Annotated in this window: 23 protein-coding genes and 1 riboswitch; of the genes, 18 read left to right on the forward strand and 5 right to left on the reverse strand. The window is 37.7% G+C overall.

The features are described 5' to 3' along the window. The first annotated feature begins 80 nt into the window (after positions 1-80). The 6 genes from D9782_RS13070 to splB all read left to right on the forward strand — a co-directional run bounded on the left by D9782_RS13070 (position 81) and on the right by splB (position 5,708). Positions 81-1,307 (forward strand): Tm-1-like ATP-binding domain-containing protein, encoded by a 1,227-nt coding sequence (locus D9782_RS13070; protein WP_121604964.1) that lies wholly within the window; start codon positions 81-83, stop codon positions 1,305-1,307. 1 nt (position 1,308) lies between these two features. Further along, complete coding sequence (locus D9782_RS13075) at positions 1,309-2,133, forward strand: phosphoenolpyruvate hydrolase family protein (RefSeq protein WP_026682231.1); 825 nt, start codon at positions 1,309-1,311, stop codon at positions 2,131-2,133. Between the two features lie 53 nt (positions 2,134-2,186). Continuing rightward, the gene (locus D9782_RS13080) at positions 2,187-2,909 is read left to right on the forward strand and encodes a DUF981 family protein (RefSeq protein ID WP_121604965.1); all 723 of its coding nucleotides are present in this window, start codon (positions 2,187-2,189) and stop codon (positions 2,907-2,909) included. 257 nt (positions 2,910-3,166) lie between these two features. Then, a complete protein-coding gene (locus D9782_RS13085) occupies positions 3,167-4,261 on the forward strand; it encodes an NAD(P)-dependent alcohol dehydrogenase (RefSeq protein ID WP_121604966.1) in 1,095 nt (364 codons plus the stop codon). Positions 4,262-4,444: 183 nt separating this feature from the next. Then, positions 4,445-4,687 carry a transcriptional regulator SplA domain-containing protein gene (locus tag D9782_RS13090; protein ID WP_371413952.1) on the forward strand — a complete coding sequence of 81 codons (243 nt, stop codon included), beginning with the start codon at positions 4,445-4,447 and terminating at the stop codon, positions 4,685-4,687. Continuing rightward, on the forward strand, positions 4,680-5,708 hold the full coding sequence (splB, locus tag D9782_RS13095) for a spore photoproduct lyase (protein WP_121604968.1): 1,029 nt from the start codon (positions 4,680-4,682) through the stop codon (positions 5,706-5,708). The genes D9782_RS13090 and splB overlap by 8 nt, the downstream gene beginning before the upstream one ends. Positions 5,709-5,988: 280 nt before the next feature. On the opposite strand, the gene D9782_RS13100 is transcribed toward splB, so the two are convergent. After that, on the reverse strand, positions 5,989-6,378 hold the full coding sequence (locus D9782_RS13100; RefSeq protein WP_121604969.1) for a TIGR02328 family protein: 390 nt from the start codon (positions 6,376-6,378) through the stop codon (positions 5,989-5,991). A gap of 107 nt (positions 6,379-6,485) precedes the next feature. Here D9782_RS13100 and D9782_RS13105 point away from each other — a divergent pair, with 107 nt between their 5' ends. The 11 genes from D9782_RS13105 to D9782_RS13155 all read left to right on the forward strand — a co-directional run bounded on the left by D9782_RS13105 (position 6,486) and on the right by D9782_RS13155 (position 12,309). Further along, on the forward strand, positions 6,486-7,112 hold the full coding sequence (locus D9782_RS13105) for a DUF1361 domain-containing protein (RefSeq protein WP_026682225.1): 627 nt from the start codon (positions 6,486-6,488) through the stop codon (positions 7,110-7,112). Then, positions 7,102-7,413: a hypothetical protein gene (locus tag D9782_RS13110; protein ID WP_121604970.1), complete on the forward strand. Its 312-nt coding sequence runs from the start codon at positions 7,102-7,104 to the stop codon at positions 7,411-7,413. Before D9782_RS13105 ends, D9782_RS13110 begins: the two co-directional genes overlap by 11 nt. Positions 7,414-7,490: 77 nt before the next feature. Next, positions 7,491-7,832: a sulfurtransferase gene (locus D9782_RS13115; protein ID WP_121604971.1), complete on the forward strand. Its 342-nt coding sequence runs from the start codon at positions 7,491-7,493 to the stop codon at positions 7,830-7,832. 20 nt (positions 7,833-7,852) lie between these two features. Continuing rightward, on the forward strand, positions 7,853-8,113 hold the full coding sequence (locus tag D9782_RS13120; RefSeq protein ID WP_026682222.1) for a metal-sensitive transcriptional regulator: 261 nt from the start codon (positions 7,853-7,855) through the stop codon (positions 8,111-8,113). A gap of 121 nt (positions 8,114-8,234) precedes the next feature. Beyond that, positions 8,235-8,714 carry a DsrE/DsrF/DrsH-like family protein gene (locus D9782_RS13125; protein WP_026682221.1) on the forward strand — a complete coding sequence of 160 codons (480 nt, stop codon included), beginning with the start codon at positions 8,235-8,237 and terminating at the stop codon, positions 8,712-8,714. A 72-nt stretch (positions 8,715-8,786) separates the two neighbouring features. Further along, positions 8,787-9,086 carry a rhodanese-like domain-containing protein gene (locus tag D9782_RS13130; protein ID WP_026682220.1) on the forward strand — a complete coding sequence of 100 codons (300 nt, stop codon included), beginning with the start codon at positions 8,787-8,789 and terminating at the stop codon, positions 9,084-9,086. A gap of 10 nt (positions 9,087-9,096) precedes the next feature. Next, entirely contained in the window at positions 9,097-9,669 is a 573-nt protein-coding gene (locus D9782_RS13135) for a sulfurtransferase TusA family protein (RefSeq protein ID WP_121604972.1), read from the forward strand. 12 nt (positions 9,670-9,681) lie between these two features. After that, positions 9,682-10,080 carry a DsrE/DsrF/DrsH-like family protein gene (locus D9782_RS13140; RefSeq protein WP_121604973.1) on the forward strand — a complete coding sequence of 133 codons (399 nt, stop codon included), beginning with the start codon at positions 9,682-9,684 and terminating at the stop codon, positions 10,078-10,080. A gap of 15 nt (positions 10,081-10,095) precedes the next feature. Continuing rightward, complete coding sequence (locus D9782_RS13145) at positions 10,096-11,226, forward strand: MBL fold metallo-hydrolase (protein ID WP_121604974.1); 1,131 nt, start codon at positions 10,096-10,098, stop codon at positions 11,224-11,226. Between the two features lie 20 nt (positions 11,227-11,246). Next, positions 11,247-11,474, forward strand: a complete 228-nt coding sequence (locus D9782_RS13150; protein ID WP_026682216.1) for a sulfurtransferase TusA family protein — start codon at positions 11,247-11,249, stop codon at positions 11,472-11,474. Between the two features lie 46 nt (positions 11,475-11,520). Beyond that, positions 11,521-12,309, forward strand: a complete 789-nt coding sequence (locus D9782_RS13155; RefSeq protein ID WP_121604975.1) for a sulfite exporter TauE/SafE family protein — start codon at positions 11,521-11,523, stop codon at positions 12,307-12,309. A gap of 150 nt (positions 12,310-12,459) precedes the next feature. On the opposite strand, the gene D9782_RS13160 is transcribed toward D9782_RS13155, so the two are convergent. Next, positions 12,460-13,923 (reverse strand): catalase, encoded by a 1,464-nt coding sequence (locus tag D9782_RS13160; RefSeq protein WP_121604976.1) that lies wholly within the window; start codon positions 13,921-13,923, stop codon positions 12,460-12,462. Positions 13,924-14,199: 276 nt separating this feature from the next. On the opposite strand from D9782_RS13160, the gene D9782_RS13165 reads away from it, so the two are divergent. Continuing rightward, a complete protein-coding gene (locus D9782_RS13165) occupies positions 14,200-15,012 on the forward strand; it encodes a ZIP family metal transporter (protein WP_246484555.1) in 813 nt (270 codons plus the stop codon). 155 nt (positions 15,013-15,167) lie between these two features. On the opposite strand, the gene pabB is transcribed toward D9782_RS13165, so the two are convergent. Genes pabB through D9782_RS13180 form a run of 3 tightly spaced genes read right to left on the reverse strand, consistent with a single transcriptional unit; the run spans position 15,168 to position 18,665 of the window. Continuing rightward, positions 15,168-16,919: an aminodeoxychorismate synthase component I gene (gene pabB, locus D9782_RS13170; protein WP_026682213.1), complete on the reverse strand. Its 1,752-nt coding sequence runs from the start codon at positions 16,917-16,919 to the stop codon at positions 15,168-15,170. Further along, entirely contained in the window at positions 16,885-17,496 is a 612-nt protein-coding gene (locus D9782_RS13175; protein ID WP_026682212.1) for an anthranilate synthase component II, read from the reverse strand. The genes pabB and D9782_RS13175 overlap by 35 nt, the downstream gene beginning before the upstream one ends. Positions 17,497-17,549: 53 nt before the next feature. Next, a complete protein-coding gene (locus D9782_RS13180; protein ID WP_026682211.1) occupies positions 17,550-18,665 on the reverse strand; it encodes a methionine biosynthesis PLP-dependent protein in 1,116 nt (371 codons plus the stop codon). A gap of 75 nt (positions 18,666-18,740) precedes the next feature. Beyond that, positions 18,741-18,844, reverse strand: a riboswitch (SAM riboswitch). Positions 18,845-18,877 lie beyond the last annotated feature (33 nt).

Here is an 18,877-nt window from a genome sequence, read left to right on the forward strand (position 1 = left end):
TAACCAAAATTGAATGTGTAGCCAGCTAGCAAAGGTAGATGTTACGTTTTTAAATTATTAAAAGAAAAGGGGAGTTGGAAATGTCGAAAACAATTGCATTAGCAGGTACTTTTGATTCAAAGGGTAAAGAGTTTCAATACGTTAAAGAGTTGATTGAATCACTTGGGTTTCAAACATTGACTATTCATACAGGTGTTTTCGACCCTGTTTTTCCTCCAGATGTATCTAATACAGAGGTATTTGTTGCGGCTGGGGAAGATAAACAACAAATCGTAGCGGCAAAGGATCGAGCTCATGCTACGCTCGTCCTCTCTAAAGGTATGGAACTACTACTGCCAAAACTATATGATGAAGGAAAATTTGACGGCATTCTATCTTTTGGTGGAACAGGAGGTACTTCTATCGTTACACCTGGCATGAGAGCACTGCCTATCGGTGTACCAAAAGTTATGGTATCAACAGTTGCATCCGGAAATACGGAGCCATATGTTGGGACAAGTGATATTATGATGTACCCTTCTATTGTTGATGTAGCTGGATTAAACTCTATTTCTACCAAAATCTTCACAAATGCAGTCTTTGCAATTGCTGGAATGCTGACATATGAAAACAAAACAACGATTGAAAAAAAACCTTTAATCGCTGCGACAATGTTTGGGTTAACGACTCCCTGTATTAACTATGCAAAAGCATATTTGGAAAAACAGGGATATGAAACATTAATTTTCCATGCTACAGGAGTTGGTGGCCGTACAATGGAAAACCTTATTGAGAATGGTTTTATTAAGGGTGTGCTTGATTTAACAACAACAGAATGGGCAGATGAGCTATTTGGTGGTGTATTAGCAGCTGGCCCACATCGATTAGAAGCAGCGGCGAAACATCGTATTCCTCAGGTTGTATCTGTTGGTGCAATGGACATGGTGAACTTCGGACCGTATGATACTGTTCCAAAGCATTACGCGGGTCGAAATTTTTATAGGCATAACCCTACCGTTACATTAATGCGTACGAGCGTTGAAGAAAATAAGCAAATCGGTGAAGCTATCGCAGCCAAATTAAATAAGGCTGAGGGAGATACTGCTCTTATATTACCGCTAAAAGGGCTTTCTGGACTAGATGTAAAGGGACAGGACTTTTATGGTCCTGAAGAGGATACGATGTTATTTGATACGTTAAAGGAAAAAGTAGATCGTTCAAAAGTACAATTGATAGAGCTTGATAATGTTATTAATGACAAAGCTTTTGCTGAAGCGGCAGCTGAAAAGTTAATTCAATTAATGGAAGCTAAAAAAGGAGAGAACTAAATTGTATTCACGCGAAGAAATTTTAAATCGATTTAAAGAAGAGGTCAATGAAGGGAAAATATTATTAGGTGTGGGAGCTGGCACAGGTATAACTGCTAAAAGTAGTGAAGCTGGTGGTGCGGATATGCTAATTGTTTATAATTCTGGTCGATATCGGATGGCTGGTCGTGGATCATTAGCAGGATTACTTTCGTATGGTGATGCAAACCAAATTGTTGTAGAAATGGGGAGCGAAGTGTTACCAGTTGTTCATCACACACCTGTACTTGCAGGGGTGAATGGTACAGATCCATTTAGAGTGATGGATGTATTTCTAAAGCAATTAAAGTCACAAGGCTTTAGTGGTGTACAGAATTTCCCTACGGTTGGTTTGATTGATGGGGTGTTCAGACAAAATCTAGAGGAAACGGGCATGGGATATGATCTTGAGGTTGATATGATTAAAAAAGCGCATGAATTAGATATGCTCACAACTCCGTATGTGTTTGATGAGGAGCAAGCGAGAAAAATGGCGGAAGCTGGAGCAGACATATTGGTTGCGCATATGGGACTCACAACAAAAGGAACGATTGGAGCTAAAACTGCGTTAACTTTAGATGACTGTGTAGAAAGAATTCAAAAAATCATCGATGCTGGGAAGTCCGTAAATCCAGATATTACAGCTATTTGTCATGGTGGACCGATAGCCGAACCGGAAGATGCAGCATATGTAATCGAAAGAGTAGATGGTATTGTAGGATTCTTTGGAGCATCAAGTATTGAAAGGTTTGCTGCTGAAAAAGGTATCAAAGAGCAAGCAGAAGCTTTTAAAGATATTCGAAACTAACGTAATTAATTTAGCTATAATGGGAAGAAATGTTTAAACAAGGGGGAGTACAAATGGTTATCGATTGGTCAGTAACGCAGGTGTATAATACGATTATGGCGGTAGCAACTGGTGTAGGTTTATTATTAATTCTGCGATTTGCATCACATGTGAACAGAGGGCGCGTTGGACAGCTGGAGGGGTGGGCCATTGGCTTTGCTATCCCTGGTTTTATCCTTACAATAACTGGTACGCATATGAGCTTAACATGGCCGTTGTCTAAAATTGGATTTCCCTTCGATGATATCATCTTTGGAGAACCATCCTTAGCTTTTGGGGTAATGTTGTTGGCAGCTGCTATTTTATTATGGAGAAAGTCAAACGTATATATGGCTGAAGGTATAAATATGAACCATAATAAGACGGTTTCTGAAAAGTTACAACAGGAGCTACCTTATTTGTTAAAACCATTAGCTTATTTTGCTGCAGCAATGGGGCTAGCACTTTTTTCAGTGGCGATTGCTGGAGTAACTTATCAGTTATTTGCTGCTCCACCAGAAGAACCGATTTCGGGTGCATTTGCAGATTATCCGCTAATCGAGGCAATGTTTATTTCAGGATTATACGCGATTACAGGGCTGGGGGCAGTGTTATTTCCATTTATCCTAAAGCCAAAGCCTAATAAAAGCTTATTAATCATTATTAAAATGGCTTGGACTATTGCAGGATGGGTTTTTGTTTTATTTGGTGTGATGAATTATTTTACCCATATCGGACTAATTGTTAACACGATGTGATTCATTTGTTCTTGGCTGTTATACAGTTTAAAAAGGTGAACGAGTTTACCGTAACTTGTTTACCTTTTTACTATTTTAGCGTTTTGATGGGTAACATATTCTAGCTGGACATATGGTATGAAGCTTACTTGTTTTGGTATGATGCAGTATTTTGTCTTGTCTCAAGCACATTTATCGTTAGTTCCGATATATCAGTGTATAATAATATATAGTAACTAAATAATTATAAATAACTAAAAGATAGGAGTTGTATATGTTTGAAGGTTCAAGCAGCTGTTACACATAGTCAAGGTGATGATTTTAAACTAGAAGAGGTGGAGCTTTCTGAACCTAAACCCAATGAGGTTGTTATTAAAATTGTAGCTTCTGGTGTATGTCATACCGATGCAGTAGCAAGAGATGCGGGCCTTGCACCATTCCCCGCCGTACTGGGTCATGAGGGGTCAGGTGTTGTTCAAGAGGTTGGAGATGCAGTCACTACAATTGAGCCTGGCGACCATGTCGTCATTGCATTTGCTTCATGCGGGCATTGTGAAAACTGTTTAACAGGGCATCCATCTGTTTGTCTAGCATTCAATGATTTGAATTTCGGAGGAAAGATGGAGGATGGAACATATAGAATTCATCAGAATGGACAAGCATTATCCACTTTCTTTGGACAATCTTCTTTTGGAACATTTGCTGTTGCTAATGAGAAAAATGTTGTGAAAGTCGATAAAGATGTTGACTTAGCATTATTAGGACCACTTGGATGTGGAATCCAAACTGGCAGCGGTACCGTTTTAAATAAATTAAAACCCGAATTTGGTTCATCAATTGCAATATACGGTAGTGGTGCTGTTGGATTAAGCGCAGTTATGGCTGCTAAGATTCAAGGATGTAAGCAAATTATAGCTGTAGATATTCAGGAGAGTCGTCTAGAATTGGCAAAAGAATTAGGTGCAACTCATGCTATAAATAGTAAAACGACAGAGGATGTTGTGAAAGAAATAAAAGAAATAACCAATGGGGGAACGCACTATGCCATTGATACAACTGGAGTTCCTCCTGTGGTAAAACAATCCATACATGCGCTTCGCCCTTTAGGACAATGTGCAATTGTTGGTGTTACACCAGAAATAACGTTTGATGTGCATAATGATATCATGGCAGAAGGCAAAACGATTATGGGAGTAATTGAAGGGGACGCCATACCTAAAGTATTTATTCCTCAGCTAGTTGAGTATTATAAAAATGGACAATTTCCGTTTGATAAATTAGTTAAGTTTTATGAGTTCGAGCAAATTAATGAAGCCTTTGCAGATTCAAAGAATGGTGTGACGATTAAGCCTATTGTAAAAATGGCTGAATAGTATTTTCCATAACTATAAATAAAAATGAAGCGAATAGCTTGTTCGCTTCATTTTTATTTATATATATAGCGTATAGCGCAAAGTATAGCAAATTAATACGATTGTTAGTTTTAAATCAATGGTGATTGCACATAATAAGGATAATAATTGTAGAAGTTTGGTGATTAGATGGAGATTAATAATATGTATCAACCTGGTGAAGTAGTTTATGTTATCATTCGCAATCCGCACGCACAGGATGTTGCCCAGGTTCAACAGGCGGCGGTGGTAGAAAATCCTGAACTGCCACAAGAATTAGCCCTGTTTATATATGAAACCTATTATCCATTAACGGACGAGATTGCCGTATATAAGTCTGCTAATGAAGCCGAAGAGGCATATCAGGCAGCTTTTGGCTTACCAGAACAAGGAGACTACTATGGTTAAACCATTTGTTCCACAGCTTGTCTATGTTGAACCTAATGCATTGACATATCCACTAGGTAAAAAATTAATCACGAAGTTTGAGGATATGGGTATTGAGATTAGAGAAACAACATCTCATAATCAAGTTAGAAATTTGCCGGGGGATAATCATTTTCAAAGATATCGAGTAGCTAAGTCTACACTAGTTGTTGGACTGCGTAAGACCTTAAAGTTCGATACCTCAAAGCCATCAGCTGAATATGCTATTCCTTTTGCTACTGGATGTATGGGGCATTGTCATTATTGCTATTTACAAACAACGATGGGAAGTAAACCGTATATTCGGACCTACGTCAATGTAGATGAGATATTCGAAGCCGCAGAGCAATATATGGACGAAAGAGCGCCTGAAACAACACGATTTGAGGCATCATGTACGTCAGATATAGTTGGAGTAGACCACCTAACACATACTTTAAAACGGGCCATTGAATACTTTGGCCAATCGGAATATGGCCAATTACGGTTTGTGACCAAATTTGCACATGTTGATCATTTATTAGATGCAAAACATAATGGTCGAACTCGATTTCGTTTTAGTATAAATGATGACTACATCATTAAATATTTTGAACCTGGCACATCTCGGTTGAATGAACGTATTGAAGCTGCTGTAAAGGTAGCAGAGGCTGGATACCCATTAGGGTTTATCGTTGCCCCGATTTATCTACATGATGGTTGGAAGCAAGGGTATCATGAAATGTTTGAAAAATTAGAAGCAGCTTTATCAACGAAAGCGAAAAAGGATCTAACGTTTGAAATGATTCAGCATCGATTTACCAAGCCAGCTAAACGAGTCATTCAAGAAAATTATCCAATGACAAAATTGGAATTAGATGAATCGAAACGGAAGTGGAAGTGGGGAAGGTACGGAATAGGAAAATACGTTTATATGGATGAGGAGCAAGAAGATATGAAGGATACGTTAGGTGGATATATTCATAAATATTTTCCAGAGTCTAACATAGAATATTTTACGTAATGTTAGACCGTGACAACATATGTGAATGCCAAGCCTATTCGAAACGCTTTAGCTTGTCTTTGAATTGGCTCGGCTTTATTTGATGTTAGATTATCTAAACTAAGTAGCGTAGGTAAAATACAATGGCTCTCCTAGCGAGAGTGGGCCCCAATAATGCCCCTGAAGGGATCCAAAAGTTTGACAGTGAAGTAATCTCCCACAATGCAGTACAAAATCTCAACATTCCGTAATAGACCATTCTTTTTTAGAGGATAGGGTATAGTATTGCCAAGCTTTTTGATCAACGGTTACTAAGAATAACCCCTTTTTCCCTTAAGTTATCGATACATTCCTGCAAATATGAATTATTATGCTCGGGGTATATGGGATGATCGATGTTACGATTTGCATCCATACCGTAAAAACTTTCGGCATCATGTGGTTCTGAATTTTTCCCCCGGTAATATGGATCTTCCCATGATGGATCAATATTATATTCTCTCTTCTTCATTTCAATCATAATGCGTTTATGATATAAAAAAAGTAGATATGGGGAGTAGTGGAACACATAATTTACCGTAGCATGTTTTTTCCCCCATCCCTTGCCTCGTAACGCACAGCATTCACGGTGTTGTCCTAGTAATTGTTGACGTGGCAAAGCTTTAATTAGGGATTCGTGCCAAAGACGCATTGAAAAAACCTCCTTACTATATCTATCTCATAAATAAACGATATCGTTGCACATCGTATCTTCTCATTGTAATATAGATAAATGTACAAATGAAGGGGAGCTTAATTATGAGTAAGCGATCAAAGGCAAGAATTATCTTTTTCCTTTATATTTTAGTGTTATTATGTTTTGATACAACCTATTCGTTTATGATTTTTAATTTATTTCTTGCTTTTGCTGCATTAGAGCTTTCTTTTTTACTTCCTCTATTTCGAATAAGAAATAATAAAGAAATAGTGATGAGTATGTTTTTTGTTGTTACTTTTATTTTGCTATCTCCAAATGCTATTTATGTAGTAACAGATTTAATTCACCTAACTTTTTTTGATTTTGATTTTATGGAAGGACTAGAGTTGAAGGAATGGTGGAATTTTACGATATTAGTTAGTGGCGTATTTTTGGCTTTATTTTATTATGTGCTAATGATGGACCAAGTCCGAGCCTTTTTAGGAAGGTCAAAGTGGATGAATTTGATATTACTATTAATGATTATATTATCAAGTATTGGTGTATATATTGGTAGGTTTTTACGCTTCCATTCTATTCACATTTTTACAGAGCCATTAACTGTAGTTTTTCAAATTGTTCATTCACTAGACTATTCTTCTGTTCTATTTATAGGTTGGATGACGATATTGCAGATAATTATATGCTGGTTGTTTTTAGATGAAGTAGGTGTTAAAAATGGTACATAATCTATGGACAGAATTATATATTGTTCTATTACTACTAGCAGCAGTTGTGATTATTTCGCAATGCTACATTACATATCTATTTCATAAGTATGAGCAAGCAAAAATTTGGAAAGTTATTGGCATTCTTTTCCCATTAGGTCTAAATATATATATCTATCAAATTATTAAACTTGAAAAACGACTTAACAATTTTCTGCAAATAGCCTCAATGGAACGAATGGATTGGCGGACTGCTTATTTACTTGTTTTGGCTCAATACCTACTGCTTTTTGCTGTCTTCGGCTTATTTGCTTCTCCATAATAAATAAAATACCTCCTTGACATTATACCTATAGGGGTATAATATGGATGTAGATTACAGGAAACAAGGAGGGAAATATGACTGTCTTACTATTAGTTATGATTAGTTTATTATTGCTTGTCCTTTATCGACGATATATACCCGTTTGGGGTATTGGAAAAATAAATATTGATCGTGTCTCCTCATGTAATGATAAGATAACCATTGTAGATACGAGAGACTACCAAATATCATCACAGGACATGATTGATAATGCGTGTTGTTTACCAATGCCGTACCTTCATCGTTATTATAATGAATTACCAAATCATAAACTCATCATTGTAGCAAAGGATCGGGTTGATAAAAATTTAAGCTCTCGTTTTTTACGAAAAAAAGGAAAGCACGTTGTAGGCTATCATGTAGCTGCTAATGAATAAAGGAAAGGAGGGCTGGAGAAATGAAGTACAATTCGAATGTGAAAAATAGAATGAAGCGGGTTGAGGGGCAGATTAGAGGCTTGTTAAAGATGATGGAAGACGAAAAAGATTGCCGTGATATTGTTACGCAAATGTCTGCTGTAAGAAGTGCAATTGATCGTACGGCTGCACTGATTGTAAGTACAAACTTAGAACAGTGTATTCGAGAAGAAAAAGAAAATGGTGAAAGCTCAGAGGAAATTATACAGGAAGCAGTACAATTACTGGTTAAGAGCAGGTAACACATTGACAAACTAGCAGCAAACTACTACCATGTAGGAGGGGTTAACTTAACCCTATTTTTTATAAACGATATAATACCCGTGCGGGTATTAGTAAAATCCGAAAGAAGGTGCTGTGAAGATGACTGAAAAAAAGAAAACAACAATTGTATTATTTAGCGGGGACTATGATAAAGCAATGGCCGCTTATATTATTGCTAACGGTGCTGCTGCATATGACCATGAGGTGACTATTTTTCATACCTTTTGGGGGTTAAATGCATTACGTAAAGAAAATCAAGTTCCAGTAAAAAAAGGTTTTATGGAAATGATGTTTGGGAAAATGATGCCAAAAGGTACTGATAAAATGGGATTATCTAAAATGAACTATTTAGGGATGGGTCCCAAAATGATAAAAAGTGTTATGAAAAAGCATAATGCTATACCACTTCCTCAGTTAGTAGAAATGGCTCAAGAACAAGATGTAAAATTAATTGCCTGTACAATGACAATGGATCTACTTGGATTACAAAAAGAGGAATTATTAGATGAAATTGAGTATGGTGGTGTTGCTGCTTATATTGGTGATGCTCAGGATGGGAATGTAAATCTATTTATCTAATTTTTTTTGGGTTTATATACCTGTACCAGTATATGTGTTTTACCAACTGTGAATGAATAGGAGGAAAGTGTAATGAAGGAGATTACTACCAAGGAATTAGCTCAAAAGGTTTTGGCGGGAGAAAAACTATATATTATAGATGTCCGCGAAGATAATGAAGTAGCTCAAGGAAAAATACCTGGAGCTAATCACATTAAATTGGGTGATATTCCTGATAAATTAGGAGAATTAGATCAAAAGAGACACTATTATATGGTGTGTCGATCCGGTGGTAGAAGTGGAAAAGCAGCTACATTTTTAGAAGATAAAGGATTTGATGTTACGAATGTTGCTGGCGGCATGCTCAATTGGGAAGAAGAACTAGAAAAATAGGAGGGATTACATGAGTATACAAGCAAATGATGTCTTGGATGCAAAAGGATTGGCTTGTCCAATGCCAATTGTAAAAACAAAAAAAGCTATTAAAGAATTAGATCCAGGTCAGGTAATGGAGGTGCAGGCAACTGACAAAGGTTCGACAGCTGATTTAAAAGCATGGGCAGAAAGTACAGGTCATCAATATTTAGGCACTGTTGAAGAAGATGATATATTAAAGCACTATGTACGCAAAGCAAGTGTTGCTGAAGCTAAAGAAGAAAAGAAATATGAGAAAATAGCTGAACTATCTACCTTGCAAGCTAAATACAAAGAGGGTGCAACTATTACTGTTTTAGATGTACGTGAGCCAGCCGAATTTGCCTTTGGCCATATACCTGGGGCAGTAAATATTCCGTTTGGTGAATTGGTAGAACGCTTCGAAGAACTAGATAAGAAAAAAGAATTATATATTATTTGCCGTACCGGGAGCAGAAGTGATTTAGCTGCCCAAAAGTTAACAGAAGCAGGATTCACCAATATATGGAATGTTGTACCAGGCATGTCCAAATGGGATGGTCCATTAGCAAATGAACGTTAAGGAGGAAGTAAAATGTCAAATACAAAAGTAGCAATTATCGCAGCAAATGGGACGTTATTTGATGCATATAAAGTTTTTAATATTGCAACAGCAGCAGCTGCGTCTAATGCTGAGGTAGGGATATTCTTTACGTTTGAGGGATTGAACCTCATTCATCAAGATAAGTATAAAAATTTGCCACTTCCAGAAGGAAAAGAGGATTTTAAAACAGGCTTTGAACAAGCGAATGTTCCATCCATTAAGGAGCTTGTAGCTATTGCTCAAGAAATGGGAGTGAAAATGATAGCTTGCCAGATGACAATGGATGTTATGAAGTTAGAAAAGAAAGCCTTTGTTGAAGGTATAGAAGTTGGTGGAGCAGCTACCTTTATTGAATATGCCAAAGATGCCAATATTTCATTATCATTTTAGTTAGGAGGAAGAGTAATGGTAAAAACAATTTCAACTAAAGAATTGGCTCAGAAAATTATTAATCATACGAAAATTATTATTTTAGATGTGCGAAATACAGATGAATTTGATAATTGGAAAATAGAAGGGGGACAAGTTGAAGTTATTAATGAACCATACTTCAACTTATTAGATAGTGTTGATCCTGTGGCTAATAAGCTATCAAAAGACCAAGAAATAATTGTTGTTTGTGCTAAAGGTGGTTCATCTGAGATGGTAGCCGATCTCCTAGAGGAAGAAGGATATATTACTGTGTATAGCTTAGAAGGAGGTATGAAGGCCTGGAGCGAGCACTTAGAGCCTATTAAAATCGGTGATCTAAAAGAGGGTGGGTCATTATACCAATTCGTACGTTTAGGAAAAGGCTGTCTTTCTTACTTTGTCCAATCAAATGGAGAAGCCGCAATTATCGATACTGCACGTATGACAGATGTTTATGAGGAGTTTGCAAACGAAAAGGAAGTACGAATAAAACACTTACTTGATACTCACCTTCATGCAGATCATATTTCTGGTGGTCGAAAACTCGCTGAAAAAGTTGGAGGTACGTATTACCTTCCTCCAAAGGATGCAGAAGAGGTAACATTTGATTTTACACCTTTACAAGAAGGTAACGATATCATCGTTGGGAATACGGAGGTAAAGGTACAGCCTATCTATTCACCTGGCCATACCATTGGAAGTACGTCATTCATTATTGACGATACCTATCTATTAACTGGTGATATTCTATTTGTTCGATCAATTGGTCGTCCAGATTTAGCGGGTTTAGCGGAAGATTGGGTAGGTGATCTACGTGAAACACTTTATTCTCGCTATAAAGAGCTTTCTAATAATTTAATTGTTCTTCCAGCTCACTACTCTTTTGCTGAGGAATTAGGAGAAGGTGGAGAAGTATCAGCACGATTAGGTGATCTTTATGCAAGAAATGAAGGATTACAGGTAGAGGGTGAACAAGAGTTCCGTAAAATGGTGACGGAAAATTTACCACCACAACCAAATGATTATCAGGATATTCGGAGAACCAACATGGGTAAAATTGACCCAGATCAAGAGAAACAAAAAGAAATGGAAACTGGCCCTAACCGTTGTGCGGTTGAAGGTTAATTTTAAAGGAGGAAGTTATGATGAAATCAACAAAAGTATTAGATGCAAAAGGGTTGGCTTGTCCAATGCCAATTGTACGTACAAAGAAAGCAATGGAAGAATTGAATTCTGGAGATATACTGGAGGTTCATACAACTGATCAGGGCTCAAAGAGTGATCTTACGGCATGGGCTAAGGCAGGGGGACATGAATTGCTGAAGGATACAGAAGAGGATAATATATTAAAATTTTGGGTTAAAAAAGGATAAAGGAGGCTCACTTAGGTGAGCCCTCTCTATTTAGGGGGATTTAGATATGGAATATAGTCTATTGTTTATCGTTACCATTTTCTTAATCGGATTTATTGGGTCATTTATTTCTGGTATGGTTGGTATTGGTGGATCTATTATAAAGTATCCAATGCTTTTATATATACCATCATTGGTCGGATTAACGGCGTTTACTGCCCACGAAGTATCAGGAATAAGTGCGGTACAAGTATTATTTGCCACTATAGGTGGTGTTTGGGCCTATCGTAAAGGTGGGTATTTAAATGTAACCTTAATCATCTATATGGGTATTAGCATCTTACTTGGTAGTTTTATTGGTGGCTATGGATCGCAATTTATGAGTAATGGCGGAGTAAACCTTGTTTACGGTATTCTTGCTACCATAGCAGCTGTCATGATGTTCGTACCTAAAAAGGGAATTGATGATATTCCGATGGATCAAGTGAAATTTAATAAATGGCTTGCAGCATTTCTCGCCTTTTTAGTAGGTATCGGTGCTGGTATCGTTGGTGCTGCTGGAGCATTTATCTTGGTCCCGATTATGCTACTTGTATTAAAGATACCGACAAGAATGACAATTGCTACTTCCTTAGCTATCACCTTCATTTCTTCTATTGGTGCAACGACAGGAAAGTTGTTGACAGGACAAGTTTTATTCATTCCAGCAATTCTTATGATTGTGGCAAGCTTGATTGCTTCACCATTGGGAGCTAATTTTGGGAAAAAGGTAAATACAAAGCTTTTACAGTGGATATTAGCAATTCTTATCTTAGGAACAGCCATTAAAATTTGGTTGGATATTCTCGGATCATAAATTAGTTTACGCGATACGTTATTGAATCGATATAATTACTGATTTATCCCACATATAATTGGCAGTATAGACCCATTTCCAGCAAAAAAGTGAAACCAATATGGATAAGTGGGAGATAAACAAAATCTCCCAACTGATTGAAGTCTCACTTTATTTGGTTAGTCTTTCAATTTGATGAGAAGTCTGCTCTCCTAATTCCGATGCAGCATTATATAAATATTTTAAAACAATGCTACGTATTTCAGGAGAAATTCCAGTGAGATCCCTAGCGAGATTAGTTACTAAATGTTTTTGTTGTTGCACTGGGAGAGAGTTATAATACGCTCCAGCCTGTGCAAAGTCATCTTGCTTGGGGGTTTCCGACCTGGCAAGCCTACCTTCCACATACCTGTCACTGCCACTCGTAACAAGGTCGCCTGGCCACCAATTTTCTTGATGGTTGATCGGAATTTTACGGAAATCGGGTCCGATTCGTCTGCGCTGTGAATCCCAGTAAATATTAGCTCGACCCTGTAGCATTTTATCGTCCGATAACTCCGCACCTTCTAAAAGGTTAGAAGGTGAAAAAGCGATCTTTTCCACTTGCTCCATATAGTTATCAGGATTTCGATTTAATACCATTTTTCCAACAGGCAACATTGGATATTGCTGCTCATCCCAGACCTTTGTATCATCTAACGGATCGAAGGGAAGCTTATCTGTATCAGCAGGGTCCATTAGCTGCACGTATAGACCATATTCTACAGTCTTTCCAGCAGCGATTGTATCATATAAATCTTGACCAGCGATATCCGGGTTTTCACCCGCAAGCTTTGTTGCTTCACAGCTATCTATATATTCTACTCCCTCAAAAGGAATCCAATGGTATTTTATGTAATGTCTTACTCCTTTAGCGTTTTTCCACACATAAGTGTTCACACTATGTCCCGGTAGATGGCGAAGACTTTTTACCGTTCCTGCGTCAGAATAAATTCTAACAACAAAATGGGTGGACTCAGGTGCTCGAGCTACAAAGCTCCAGAATCTTTCAGGATCAAGTAGATTATTTTTGGGCGATGGCAAAAAAGCTTTGATGGATTCTGGAAAACGAATCGCATCCCGGACAGAGAAGACCGGAATATGATTACAAATTAAATCAAAAATGCCGTTCGTTGTATAGAATTTCGTAGAAAATCCGCGAACGTTTCGGGATGTATCTGGTGTGCCTTTTGTGCTTACAGCAAGCGAAAACCTTACTGCAACGGGAACTTTATGACCAGGGGATTGTAAAAAGGAGAGTTTTGTATACTCAGACATTGCATTTATTGTCTCAAAATAGCCAAATGCTCCGAAGCCTTTTACATGTACTGGTCGCTCTATCACTTTTTCATGTACAAATGATTCAAGGGTTTCATGAACAATATTATCTTGTTCTAGAACAGGACCTCTTTTACCAACAGTCTGTGAGTGTAGCTTTGCAGGTAAATCCTCTGCCCACTTTTGAGCTTTGTGAGATGTTTTAGAATGTTTATCCTGCTGATTCGATTTCTGTTTATGGACAGGTGATTGATTCGAATTAGACTTATTTAGAGAATTATTATGTTCTTGATTAAACCAACCATTATTACGATCCATTGTCGTACCTCCCGTGTTTGCATGTTCATTCTCGATGTTACATTATTATGTATGTAGATTTTTAGATAATTATGATTTCATTCCCTAGGAATAAAAAAATCTCGGACAACATAAATCCATAAGCTTAAAACAGCTTACTTGAATAACCAGAATGAAAAGGAGTAAGCTATTCACGTAGTAATTTTAAAAATATATGTTGTTAATTAAACGTATGCTATAAGAGGAATTGTAATAATATTTGTTTATGTTGCTGTTGAGAAAGGGGAGTTGAATGTGATGGATTACTTTTTATCGTTACATCCAGTAGTACAAGCTACAATTGCGACATTATTTACTTGGGGAATGACAGCACTTGGTGCGGCGCTAGTCTTCACTACAAAGAACTTTAATCAACGACTGATGGATGCTATGCTCGGATTTGCAGGAGGAGTAATGATAGCGGCTAGTTTTTGGTCCCTTCTTTCGCCTGCATTGGATATGGCAGAAGCTAGCGGAACAATTGCATGGATTCCAGCAGCTGTTGGATTTATGCTAGGAGGGCTATTTCTTTGGAGCATTGATAAAGTACTGCCACATTTACATCCAACCTCTCCAATGAAGGATGCGGAAGGCATACATCCCACTAGAAAAAAGCGAAGTACGCTTTTAGTTTTGGCAATTACGTTGCATAATATTCCAGAAGGCTTAGCAGTAGGGGTTGCATTTGGGGCAATTGCAGCAGATTTATCAACATCGACTATCACAGGTGCAATTGCTCTAGCAATAGGTATTGGTATTCAAAACTTCCCGGAAGGTTTAGCTGTTTCTATGCCACTTCGCAGAGAAGGTATGTCAAGAAGGAAGAGCTTTATGTACGGGCAATTTTCAGGTATGGTGGAACCGATTGCAGGAATAATTGGTGCAGTTGCTGTTACCTTTATTCAACCATTGTTACCATATGCTCTGAGCTTTGCAGCCGGGGCAATGATATTTGTGGTAGCAGAAGAAGTAATTCCTGGTTCGCAGGAGGAAGGGAACAAAGACCTTGCTTCCATGAGTTTAATGATTGGTTTTACTATAATGATGATTTTAGATGTGGCCCTTGGTTAATTCCAAATCAAAACCACCAGAGTAGTTAGAACTGGTGGTTTGCTCTGTGGCTGAAAGCCTCTATTATCGGCGCCTCAGCCTTAACTAAATGGCTAGCAGGTTCTTTTTTTTAGCCATACTATATCTACCATATTTGCCTTGTTTGTGCATGTCCACTAATCCTTTATGTGAACCACAACTGGTACCCATTTACGTATACTATTAATCAACCATATATTTGCGCAATTTTTAATTTCTTCTATTCTAATTTTTCGTTCTGAAATAATGTTATCATCTAAAAGTTTTTGACGAAATGTCCCCGGTAATAAGCCACATTCAAGGGGGGGTGTATAAAGACCACCATTTATTTCAACAACTAAATTTCCGATTGTAAATTCAGTTAACTCGCGCTGTTCATTCCACAAAAGCACATCAAAAGCTTCAGGGAATTCATTAAGGAAAACCTGATATATGGATCGATGGGTTGTCTTATGATAATAAAAGACATCCTTCTTGTTAATTGGGTATTTCGCAAGCTCCACCTTAGCAGGAGAAGCAGGCAACGTCGTTACATCCTTCTCAGCAGATATGGTTATATCTCCTAGGTTAGAAATAACCAATCGTACTCTAAAGGAACCGATACTATGTTGATTGGCGGTTTCTACCAGTAGTTTATAAAGCTTGTCCCGATGAAGTGGTATTGAAAAGTATGCTGCAGATTTTTCTAATCTGTTCATATGGTAATCGATTAGATAATATTCACTATCTATAAGGGAAATAGTTTCTAAAAGTTCCACTGATGATTGAGCCTTACTAAGAAATAATGCTTTCGTTAAAATCTCGGTATATTCTTCATCATCAGTCGAATCCCAAGTAATACCACCGCCTACCCCGTATAGTGCATTACCGGTTGTATTATTTACTAGGACAGTACGTATCGGTACATTAAAAATTGCCTCTTTTTCCGGGGTAATATAACCTACTGTTCCACAGTATACCTCTCTTGCCGAATCTTCTAGCTGATTAATTATTTTCATCGTGTTAATCTTAGGTGCTCCAGTAATCGAGCCGCAAGGGAATAATGCTCTAAAAATGGTAGTAATATCACTATCAACTTCAGCTTCTACAGTAGATGTCATCTGAAAAACGGTTGGATAACGTTCAATTGCAAAAAGCTTCGGAACCTTAACAGTACCAGGTTTTGCAATTAACCCTAAATCATTTCGTAATAAATCTACGATCATTACATTCTCTGCTCTGTTTTTATCAGAATGGTAAAGCCAATCTGCAAGTTGCTTATCCTCCTGCTGTGAATTGCCTCGTTTAACGGTACCTTTCATTGGTTTTGTCGTTATCTTGCCATCCCTTAAATGGAAAAATAATTCAGGGGATGCAGACAGAATCGAATGGTCTCCAATGTCCAGATAGGCTGCATAATTAGCTGATTGCGCTTGTGCCAATTGTTGAAAATAACTTCGAGTATCACCGTTAAATTGGCTCTGTAGCCGGACTGTGTAATTAACCTGATAGGTGTCTCCGTTCTCGATATGTTGCTTTATCATTTTCAAATTTTGTTGATAATCTTCAAGGGAAGTTGTAGGTTTCCACTCTGTTAAATGAAAGGCTTTAGTATCAGCCATTATTTCATCTGATGGCTGAGCGAAAATACCGAACCACAATAGTGGCAAGGTACTACAGTTGTTTACTTGCTGAGCCGGATCAAAGGCAGGCGCTGCTTCATATGCAAGGTATCCAGCTGCATAGTAACCAGCTTCGATATACTGTTGAATAGATTGCATACAAGGTATTACTTCTTCTAACTTTGTAGTGGTTATAATAGTAATGGGATCTTTAAAGGTCATGGGCTGTTTATTACCTAAATGATTGGCAAAGTCAAAGAATAGGAGTGGTTTTTTTGGCGAATGCATCTATTTGTCCAACCTTTCGTGTGAAAAAGTTCTCTAATAACTGTAGCCCTTGTTCGGATAGTATTGCTTCAGGATGAGCTTGAATTCCTTCTATTGGATAAGTTTTATGGCGAATTGCCATAATCTCACCTGTAACTGATTTTGCGCTTATTTCAAAGCAAGAAGGTAGGGTAGCCTCCTGAACAATAAGTGAATGATACCTTGTGACAGCTAACGGATTTTTAAGCTTTTTGAATATACCTTTATGATCATGGGTAATCATTGAAACCTTACCATGCATTGGTTGTTTGGCTTTTACAATACTAGCACCAAAGGCTTGAGCAATCGTTTGATGCCCTAAACAAATTCCAATTATTGGATATAGCGTATACAGTTTTCTTACAATCTCTAGACATATACCTGCAGAAGCCGGGTTTCCAGGTCCAGGAGAGAGCAATATGCTAGATGGGTTTAATCGTTTAATGTCTGCTATTGAGATTTCATCATTGCGAGCGACATATACTTGCTGGTTTAGCTGCTTCATATATTGTACAAGATTAAATGTGAATGAATCATAATTATCGATGACTAATATCATGTAGTTACCTACTCTCTTATAAACACTTCATGCGTTATTATAGCAAATGTAGGTTAATAAGCATATGTATCCACTTCAATTAATGCTTGTTTTAAATCCTCTATTAATTCATTTGGTTGTTCAATTCCAACTGAAAACCGTAGCAGTTGGTCGTCAACACCACGCTTTATTCTTTCATCTCTAGGTATGTCAGCGTGAGTTTGTGTTGCTGGATAAGTAATAAAACTTTCCACCCCTCCTAAACTTTCAGCAAAAATGATAAGCTTCAAACTTTGAAGGAAAGGATCTATCCATTTACTTTTTCGTAAGCGAAAAGATAACATACCACCTCTTCCTGGATATAGAACATTATCAACCATTGGATGCTCTTGCAAAAAGGATACGATAAGCTTTGCATTGGCTTCATGTTTTTCCACCCGAAGCGCAAGTGTTTTTAATCCTCGAATTAATAGCCAAGAGTCAAAAGGTGATAGCACAGCACCTGAAGCATTGTGGTAATTGGCTAATTTTTCAGACAAGGATTTACCTTTTGCCACTACTAATCCAGCGAGTACATCGTTATGACCACCAATGTATTTCGTGCCACTATGAATGACGATATCAGCCCCTGACTCAATTGGCCGTTGAAGTAGCGGGGTCAGAAAAGTATTGTCAACAATTAATAGTACATTATATTGGTGCGCTAATTCCGCAACTTTTACAATATCTATCTCTTGCATTAGGGGATTTGTAGGTGTTTCAATAAAGATTGCTCTTGTTTTCGAGGATATCAGTCGCCGCGTTTCTCCGTCATTCTTGAAATCTGTATATGTTGTCTGAATTTGATATGCAGCGGCGTAATGCTCTAATAATCGGTACGTTCCTCCGTATACATCACTCGTTACAATGAGTTCATCCCCAGCATTAAAAAGAGAGAATACTAATTGAATGGCTGCCATTCCAGAACTGCAAGCATACCCACTGTCAGCGGATTCCAATTTAGCGATTCCTTCCTCTAGTAAGGTTCTTGTAGGATTTTTCGTTCTTGAGTAATCATAGCCTGATGATTGTCCCAGTCCGTGGTGCTGGTAGGCAGTTGACAAATAAATAGGTGCGCTAACTGCTCCAGTAGCTTTATCACTCTTATTTCCTAATTGTACTAATTCTGTTTCAATGCTTCTTCGTGACATAATATCCATCCCTTCATTCGATGAAAAAAGCCTCTTCTAATTAAATAAGAAGAGGCTTACATCATTCGGTTACTCTTCCTATCTGCATGCTTTCGAGCATCTGGAATTGGCACAGTTCTCTTTATAAGTCTGTTGCCGAGGCTTCAAAGGGCCAGTCCCTCCACCTCTCTGGATAAGAAAATAGTTTATGTAATTTTTAAAATAGATTACAG

It is taken from the genome of Virgibacillus sp. Bac332 (assembly GCF_003667785.1).
Taxonomy (GTDB): domain Bacteria; phylum Bacillota; class Bacilli; order Bacillales; family Amphibacillaceae; genus Virgibacillus; species Virgibacillus salarius.

Coding starts and splice junctions, on each gene's coding strand:
- D9782_RS13070 (WP_121604964.1), top strand. CDS start 81: ATGTCGAAAACAATTGCATTAGCAGGTACTTTTGATTCAAAGGGTAAA.
- D9782_RS13080 (WP_121604965.1), top strand. CDS start 2,187: ATGGTTATCGATTGGTCAGTAACGCAGGTGTATAATACGATTATGGCG.
- D9782_RS13090 (WP_371413952.1), top strand. CDS start 4,445: ATGTATCAACCTGGTGAAGTAGTTTATGTTATCATTCGCAATCCGCAC.
- splB (WP_121604968.1), top strand. CDS start 4,680: ATGGTTAAACCATTTGTTCCACAGCTTGTCTATGTTGAACCTAATGCA.
- D9782_RS13100 (WP_121604969.1), bottom strand. CDS start 6,378: ATGCGTCTTTGGCACGAATCCCTAATTAAAGCTTTGCCACGTCAACAA.
- D9782_RS13105 (WP_026682225.1), top strand. CDS start 6,486: ATGAGTAAGCGATCAAAGGCAAGAATTATCTTTTTCCTTTATATTTTA.
- D9782_RS13110 (WP_121604970.1), top strand. CDS start 7,102: ATGGTACATAATCTATGGACAGAATTATATATTGTTCTATTACTACTA.
- D9782_RS13115 (WP_121604971.1), top strand. CDS start 7,491: ATGACTGTCTTACTATTAGTTATGATTAGTTTATTATTGCTTGTCCTT.
- D9782_RS13120 (WP_026682222.1), top strand. CDS start 7,853: ATGAAGTACAATTCGAATGTGAAAAATAGAATGAAGCGGGTTGAGGGG.
- D9782_RS13125 (WP_026682221.1), top strand. CDS start 8,235: ATGACTGAAAAAAAGAAAACAACAATTGTATTATTTAGCGGGGACTAT.
- D9782_RS13130 (WP_026682220.1), top strand. CDS start 8,787: ATGAAGGAGATTACTACCAAGGAATTAGCTCAAAAGGTTTTGGCGGGA.
- D9782_RS13135 (WP_121604972.1), top strand. CDS start 9,097: ATGAGTATACAAGCAAATGATGTCTTGGATGCAAAAGGATTGGCTTGT.
- D9782_RS13140 (WP_121604973.1), top strand. CDS start 9,682: ATGTCAAATACAAAAGTAGCAATTATCGCAGCAAATGGGACGTTATTT.
- D9782_RS13145 (WP_121604974.1), top strand. CDS start 10,096: ATGGTAAAAACAATTTCAACTAAAGAATTGGCTCAGAAAATTATTAAT.
- D9782_RS13150 (WP_026682216.1), top strand. CDS start 11,247: ATGAAATCAACAAAAGTATTAGATGCAAAAGGGTTGGCTTGTCCAATG.
- D9782_RS13155 (WP_121604975.1), top strand. CDS start 11,521: ATGGAATATAGTCTATTGTTTATCGTTACCATTTTCTTAATCGGATTT.
- D9782_RS13160 (WP_121604976.1), bottom strand. CDS start 13,923: ATGGATCGTAATAATGGTTGGTTTAATCAAGAACATAATAATTCTCTA.
- D9782_RS13165 (WP_246484555.1), top strand. CDS start 14,200: ATGGATTACTTTTTATCGTTACATCCAGTAGTACAAGCTACAATTGCG.
- pabB (WP_026682213.1), bottom strand. CDS start 16,919: ATGCATTCGCCAAAAAAACCACTCCTATTCTTTGACTTTGCCAATCAT.
- D9782_RS13175 (WP_026682212.1), bottom strand. CDS start 17,496: ATGATATTAGTCATCGATAATTATGATTCATTCACATTTAATCTTGTA.
- D9782_RS13180 (WP_026682211.1), bottom strand. CDS start 18,665: ATGTCACGAAGAAGCATTGAAACAGAATTAGTACAATTAGGAAATAAG.